Genomic DNA, 7,172 nt, shown 5'->3' on the forward strand with positions numbered 1-7,172 from the left:
CAAGCGCGCACTCCTCGGAGCGGGCGACACTTGTTTTTCGAGAGAAATACGGGGAGGTTATTTGAAGAATTTTTCCAACTTTTTCAATTCGCCTTGCAGGCAGAAGGCCACAACGGTGTCGTCGGTTTGGAGCACGGTGTTGCCGTTGGCCAAATATCCCTTGCCGTTGCGCACGTAGCCGCCTATGTTCACGCTCGCCGGGAGGTGAAGCTCTTTGACGGGTTTGCGCGTGATGCGCGATCCTTCTTTGACGTGAAACTCTATGACGTCGGCGTGTGCCACGGTGAGCGACTTGATCGACTCCACGTCGGAGCGGAGGAGCATGCGGTAGATGTGGCCGGCGGCAAAGGTCTTTTTGTTGATGATCGACCCGATGTCGAGCTGTTCGGCCATGGAGATGTAGTCGGTGTTTTCGACCATGGCGATGGTTTTGGGCACTCCCCAACGGCGCGCGGCCATGCAGGCGAGGATGTTGGTTTCGGAGTTTTTCGTGGCCGCCACAAAGACCTGCGCATGCTCTATGTTTTCTTCGCGCAGCAGGTCGAAGTCGCGCCCGTCGCCGTCGAGCAGGAGCATGTTGGAGTTGGTGACGGCGGAGTTGATTTCGAGGAAGCGTTCGGGGTTGCTCTCAAAGAGTTTGACGTGGATGCCGGGTTTGAGCGTGTTGATGCTTTGTATGACGGTGTCGGAGCCGCCCATGTAGAAGACGTTGTGTGTTTCGACGTTTTCGTTCTTTCCCATGAGTTGCTGCACGCTTTTGACGTGTTCGGGGGTGGTCATGACGAAAGCGAGGTCGTCTTCTTCCAACACGTCGTCGCCGTGGGGGATGAGCGTTTCGCCGTTGCGCTTGATGGCGGTGATGTGGTAGGGGTCGTCGGGGCCGGAAATTTCATAGAGCGGACGGTTGAGGATTTCCACGCCGCGCCTCACCTTGACGCCGAAGAGCATGAGCTGTCCGTCTTGCACTTCCCACCACTGTCTGACCCAAGGTCGGGCGATGAGGTGGTTGATTTCGCGCGCGGCGAGCTGTTCGGGATAAACGACGGAGTCGATGCCCACGGATTTGAAGAAGTCCCGATTGTCTTCTTGGGTGTATTCGTGGTTTTCCACGCGCGCCACGGTTTTCTTGGCACCGAGTCTTTTGGCGAGCATGCAGCAGGTCATGTTGCGGCTCTCGTCGGGGGTGACGCCGATGAAGAGGTTGGCTCGCCCGGCGCCGGCCTCTTTGAGGGTGGCGATGGAGGTGGGCGATCCGCAAATGGTGAGGATGTCGAGATGCGAGGAGAGGGTGTTGAGGCGTTGCTCTTTCTCGTCGATGAGGGTGATGTCGTGGTGCTCGCCCACCAACATTTTGGCCAAATGGGTGCCTACTTCGCCGGCACCGGCTATGACGATTTTCATCGGGAAACGTTTGTGAGAATATGGATTACGACTGTGTGATATGCGCTGTGAGGGCTGCCTCTACGGCGGCTCGGTCGGTGTGGCAAAGGGCGTGCAGTTCGGAGAGCGAACCGTGTTCGACGAAAGCGTCGGGCAGGCCGATGCGCCGCACGGGGAGGGAGAGGCCGTTGTCGGCAAGGAGTTCGAGCACGGCACTGCCGATGCCGCCTTGCCGCACGCCGTCTTCGAGCGTTACGAGGCGGCGGTGGCTGCGCGCCACGTTGAGTATGAGTTCCTCGTCGAGAGGTTTTGCAAAACGCAGATCGACGTGGGTGACGGACAGACCGGGGTGGCGCGCTTCGGCCGCGGCGATGGCGTCGATGCCGACCATGCCGATTGGGCCGAAGGTGAGGAGTGCCACCTCGCCGTTGCCTTCTTTGAGGAGGCGTCCGCGCCCGATTTCGATTTCCTCAAAGGGGCATCGCCATTCGGTGAGGCGTCCGCCGCCGCGGGGATAACGGATGACGAAGGGGCCTTTGCCGGGGAGCTGCGCGGTGTACATGAGGCGGCGCAGCTCGTGCTCGTCGAGGGGGGAGGCAATGGTGAGGTTGGGAATGGGGCGGAGGGCGGCAATGTCAAACGTGCCGTGGTGCGTGGGGCCGTCTTCGCCCACAAGACCGGCGCGGTCGAGGCAGAACACGACGGGGAGGGCGAGAATGGCGGTGTCGTGAATGATGTTGTCGTAGGCGCGTTGGGAGAAGGAGCTGTAAATGTTGCAAAAAGGTTGCAGGCCGTCTTTGGCCATGCCTGCCGAGAAGGTGGTGGCATGACCTTCGGCGATGCCGACGTCGAAAGTGCGGTCGGGCATGCGCTCGGCCATGAGGTTCATGGAGCAACCGGTGAGCATGGCCGGTGTGACGCCGACGATGCGCGGATTGCGCTCGGCCAGCTCCACGAGGGTTTCGCCAAACACGTCTTGGAACTTGGGCGAACGGCCGTCGTTGCCTTGGTCGAGGCGTTCGCCTTCGTGGCGGTCGAACTTGCCGGGGGCGTGCCACACGACGGGGTCTTCCTCGGCAATGTCGTAGCCCTTGCCCTTGACGGTGTGGAGATGGAGCAGGCGCGGCCCTTTCATGGGTTTGAGCCGGCGGAGCAGGCGGACGAGCTCGACAACGTCGTGTCCGTCGGAAGGGCCGAAGTAGCGAATGTTCATGCCCTCGAAGATGTTTTGCTGCGAGGAGATGAACGACTTGACGGCGTTGTTGAGGCGGATGAGCCGCTTGCGGCGCGTGCCCGTGAGCCAGCCCATTTGCTCCAAACGGCGCGCCAAACGGTTGCGCCAGCGGTTGTAGACGGAGGAGGTGTGGACGTGGTGGAGATACTGCTTCATGCCCCCGACGGAGTGGGAGATGCTCATGTTGTTGTCGTTGAGGATGATGAGCAGGTTGTTGGGCGTTTCGGAGGCGTTGTTGAGCCCTTCAAAAGCGAGGCCGCCGCTCATGGCTCCGTCGCCGATGACGGCCACGACGTTGCGGTCGGGACGGCCTTCGTGCAGGGCGGCGACGCTCATGCCGAGGGCGGCGGAAATGGAGTTGGAGGCATGGCCGCAGACAAAGGTGTCGTATTCGCTCTCTTTGGGCGAGGGAAACGGACGGATGCCGCCCAAACAACGATTGGTGTGGAAGTTGTCGCGGCGGCCGGTGAGAATTTTATGGCCGTAGGCCTGATGCCCGACGTCCCAAACGATGCGGTCTTCGGGGGTGTCGAAGACGTAGTGGAGGGCGACGGTCAGTTCGATCGTGCCGAGGCTCGAAGCGAGGTGGCCGGGGTTTTGCGCCAGTTCGTCGAGAATGTTTTCGCGCAGCTCTCTGCACAGTTCGGGCAGTTGTTCGGGTTTGAGTTTTCTGAGGTCGGCCGGCAGTTGTATGTGGTTGAGAAGATTGAATTTCGACGTTTGGGTCATGTTCGAAAGGTGTTGTCTTGAAATAGGCGTCGGAACTTCGCGGGAGCTTGCGCTCCGCGAGAAGATCGGGGCGGAAACGGCGAAAGGGGAAATCTATCCCGCACCGAAGGCCTCGTTGAGCTGTTGCTCTCGAAAGGCGGCGCGGATGTATTGCTGCATCATGGCGATGGCGCGCGTGTTGTCGCCGCCGTTGGGAATGATGATGTCGGCGTGCTGCTTGGAGGGTTTGATAAACTCGTCGTGCATGGGTTTGAGCACGTTGCGATATTTGGCGATGAGCATTTCGAGCGGATGACCGCGTTCGGCAATGTCGCGCTCGATGACGCGCAGGAGGCGTTCGTCAGACTGGGCGTCGACGTAGATTTTGAGATCCATTTGATCGCGCAAGTCCTTGTCGTAAAGCGCCATGATGCCCTCAACGATGATCACCTCGCGCGGCTCGACGCGGATCGTTTCCTCCTGACGGGTGCAGGTGATGTAGGAGTAGGTGGGTTGCTCTATGGCTTTGCCATATTTGAGTTGCTCGATGTGGTGGGCGAGCAGCGGCCAGTCGAAAGCGTTGGGGTGGTCGAAGTTGGTCAGTTTGCGCTGCTCTTCGGGCACGTCCCACTGATGTTTGTAGTAGGAGTCCTGAGGGATGACGGCCACGGAGTTTTCGGGCAGACTTTCTACGATTTTGCGGACAACGGTGGTCTTTCCCGAACCCGTTCCGCCGGCAATTCCTATGATGATCATAAATCGGGAGATGTCGGGATTATGAATTGCAAACTTACGAAAAAAAACGAGATTGGGAAACATCCGTGCTATTATTTTGGAACGGACAAGCCCAACCTGCACCCGACAATGCAACGCCCGAAGCAAAACTACGGAGAGAAAAAAACAACCGACCGACTACAAAAGACAAGAAAAAAAGAGAAAACACGAGCAGATGCCCGGAGCGGAAAACGCTACGGCGAAAGACACGGAGATACCTACTCGTTGCTTGGAATTTTCTACTCGTTATCTAAAAATTTCTACTCGTTACTTAGAAATTTCTACTCGTTGCTTAGAATTTTCTACTCGTTGCTTAGGTTTTTCTACTCCTTATCTGAAATACCCCACTCCTGATCCGAGCATTTCCGCCACCCGCCGTTTTCGCACCGACACACCGACGACACGCCGCGCGCGAGCAACAACACCGAAAACAATGCGCCCCCGATCTTGGCAAAGTCGGGAGCACGGATGTCAGAACTTGATCGTCATGCCGAGAGTGGGCAGGAGAGTGCCGCCAATGGGAGCAAGTTGGCGGAGGAGGTGGCGGCTCTCGTCGGCGGGGTCGGTCATGACTTGGCCGTCGGCATCGAGATGCGTGTAGATCGGCACTTGGGGCACGGAACCCTTGTAGACGTTTTGCACATCGACATAGAGGTTGAGCATCCAAGATCGACCGTAGAAATCTTTGTCAAGACGCAAATCGAGCTGATGAGCGGGAGAAAGGCGCAGGGTGTTGAAGCGCGAATAGTCGGTGTAAGCCCTGTTGCGCAATGCCCACGCGGCTTTGTCGGTGGAAAGGGCGAGGTCGATGGGCGAATAGGGCGCGCGACCCACAAAACGCCAACGGGCGGCCAGATGCCAGTTGCGCGGAAGTTGAAGCCCGGCCGTGAGATTGACAATGTGGCGCGTGTCCCACGAGGAGGGTATGTAGCGGCCGGACATATCGGTGAACTCGCTGCGAAAGAGGGTGTAGGTGGTGGTGAAAGAGAGGCTGCGCAGAGCGGTGAGCCGAGCCACCGCTTCCACACCATAGGCACGACCTTTACCGCCCGACACAACGGCTTCGTCGCCCACGGCTTCGTATTCGGCACCTTTGGCCGCAAGACTGATGCCGTCGGACACGGAGAGGGGATAGTTGGAATATCGCTTGCCGAAACCTTCGAGCGAAACCGAAAAGACGGGAGAAAAACGACGGTCGATGCCGACCACCAAATGATCGGCGCGGAGATAGGTCAGGCCATTGTGGCGATTGACGTAACGCCCTTGAACATCTCTGTAACCCAAAGAGGTGTAAGAGGGAAGTTTGGCGTAGCGGCCGACATTGGCACTGACGTCGGTGCGGTCGTCGAGGGAATAGGAAACAGAAAGACGGGGCGAAAACTGACGAAGAGGATTGCGCATGGGGCGGTTGTAGGTATTGCCGGTGAGGTTGAAACCGAAAGAGAGTTTCAAACGATTGTCGGCCAAGGCCTTGGAGGCTTGCGCAAAAGCGGTGTAAGAAAGGAGGTCGAGCCGGGAGTCGTAGCTCTCGTCGGCCACGACACCGCTCACCACGCGCCGACGCTGCGTGCGGTTGGTGTAGTGGGCATGCGAAAGGCCGCCGCCGACATTGAGTTTGAAAGGCAATCCCCAATAGGTGCGCTCGAAACGCAGCTTGTTTTCCGACTCCTCGGAACGATAGTCGAAAAGACGGGGGCGCGACTTGTCGTTGGCCATGTGTTTGTGACTGCCGTTGTCGAGCATGTTGCGGCTCAACACCCAGCGGTCGGTGTGGGTCGCGCCAAGCACCTTGTAGACCGCACCGATCGTGTAGTGCCATTGGTCATAGACCGGAAGATAATTCAACAAATAGCGACGGCTCTCGTTGCTGCTGCCCGACAAATCGGTGTTCAACTCCATGTTGTCGATCGAAGCCAAAGCGATGACCGAAAGACTGCGGCGATCGCTGAAACGATAGTTGTATTTGAGCTGAAAGTCGTTGTAAGTGGGCAGAAAAGGCAAATCGAGCAACTTAAACAACAACTGCAAATAAGACTGACGAGCCGAAAAAATAAACGTGGAACGAGAATTGAGAGGGCCGTCGAGCGTGAGAGAAGCATCCGACGCACCGACCGACAACTTCGTGTGCAACCGATCTCGACTGCCCTCCTTCAAACGAATGTCCATCACCGAACTGAGCGCATTCGGCCTATTGGCAGGAAAGGCACCGGTATAGAAATCTACCGCACTGACAAAATCGGGATTGACAATGCCCACCACCCCACCGGCAGCTCCCTGCGTGGAAAAGTGGTTGATGACGGGCAGTTCGATGCCGTCGAGATAAAACACATTTTCGGAAGGGCCGCCGCCTCTGACGAGCAAATCGTTGCGATTGGCAGCCGTCGAGGCCACACCGGGAAGCGTCTGCACAAGTTTTGAAACGTCGCGATTGACACCGGCACTCTTTTCGATCTGACCGACTTCGAGCGTATTGACCGACACCGGACTTTCGGCACGCTTCTCCTCCTTGTCGGGACTGACAACGGCCTCTGTGAGCAACACGTCGCTCTCCATCATCGACACATCCACAAAAGAAACCTGATTGCCCAACACTTGAAATTCGTCCGTTCGATATTTTTCATACCCCAACAGACTGACCACCAAATGATAAAAACCGGGACGAACGCCCTTTATCTCATAGTAGCCTTCCGCATCGGTGAGCGCACCCTTGTCGCGGCCTTCAAACTGCACCACGGCCGAAGCCAACGGCTCATTCGTGCGAACATTGACCACACGCCCTTTCACTATCCCGACTTGTGCCAATAAATGCAGCACACTGCCGAAAAAAAACACCAAAAGAAAGGTTCTCATAAATACCAAAGAGTTATAAATTATCGGATAAGTTTAAGAATGTAATAAAGAAAAGTTGAGATATGCGATGAAAGGATTGAGAAACACTATGAAAGGATTGGGAACACCAACAAAACCTCAACAAGAATGACCAACTGGTATATAGTAAAAGAGCAACCGATATATAGTAAAAGAGCCTTGTTTCTTATATTGAAACAAGGCTCTGAAAATGGCGGCGACCTACTCT

Annotated in this window: 4 protein-coding genes; all 4 read right to left on the reverse strand. The window is 56.8% G+C overall.

Features of this window, described 5'->3' with window-relative positions; all coding sequences use genetic code 11:
• Positions 1 to 57: 57 nt before the first annotated feature.
• On the reverse strand, positions 58 to 1,401 hold the full coding sequence (gene trkA, locus EII14_RS07080) for a Trk system potassium transporter TrkA (RefSeq protein ID WP_124931847.1): 1,344 nt from the start codon (positions 1,399 to 1,401) through the stop codon (positions 58 to 60).
• Between the two features lie 25 nt (positions 1,402 to 1,426).
• The gene (gene dxs / locus EII14_RS07085; RefSeq protein WP_124931848.1) at positions 1,427 to 3,343 is read right to left on the reverse strand and encodes a 1-deoxy-D-xylulose-5-phosphate synthase; all 1,917 of its coding nucleotides are present in this window, start codon (positions 3,341 to 3,343) and stop codon (positions 1,427 to 1,429) included.
• A 93-nt stretch (positions 3,344 to 3,436) separates the two neighbouring features.
• Entirely contained in the window at positions 3,437 to 4,078 is a 642-nt protein-coding gene (udk, locus tag EII14_RS07090) for a uridine kinase (RefSeq protein WP_124931849.1), read from the reverse strand.
• Positions 4,079 to 4,567: 489 nt separating this feature from the next.
• Positions 4,568 to 6,946 carry a TonB-dependent receptor gene (locus EII14_RS07095; protein WP_124931850.1) on the reverse strand — a complete coding sequence of 793 codons (2,379 nt, stop codon included), beginning with the start codon at positions 6,944 to 6,946 and terminating at the stop codon, positions 4,568 to 4,570.
• Between the last annotated feature and the right edge of the window lie 226 nt (positions 6,947 to 7,172).

Source organism: Alloprevotella sp. OH1205_COT-284, from assembly GCF_003859795.1.
Lineage (GTDB): Bacteria > Bacteroidota > Bacteroidia > Bacteroidales > Bacteroidaceae > Alloprevotella.

Excerpts from the sequence above, each read along its gene's own strand:
- dxs (WP_124931848.1), bottom strand. The coding sequence starts at position 3,343 with ATGACCCAAACGTCGAAATTCAATCTTCTCAACCACATACAACTGCCG.
- trkA (WP_124931847.1), bottom strand. The coding sequence starts at position 1,401 with ATGAAAATCGTCATAGCCGGTGCCGGCGAAGTAGGCACCCATTTGGCC.
- udk (WP_124931849.1), bottom strand. The coding sequence starts at position 4,078 with ATGATCATCATAGGAATTGCCGGCGGAACGGGTTCGGGAAAGACCACC.
- EII14_RS07095 (WP_124931850.1), bottom strand. The coding sequence starts at position 6,946 with ATGAGAACCTTTCTTTTGGTGTTTTTTTTCGGCAGTGTGCTGCATTTA.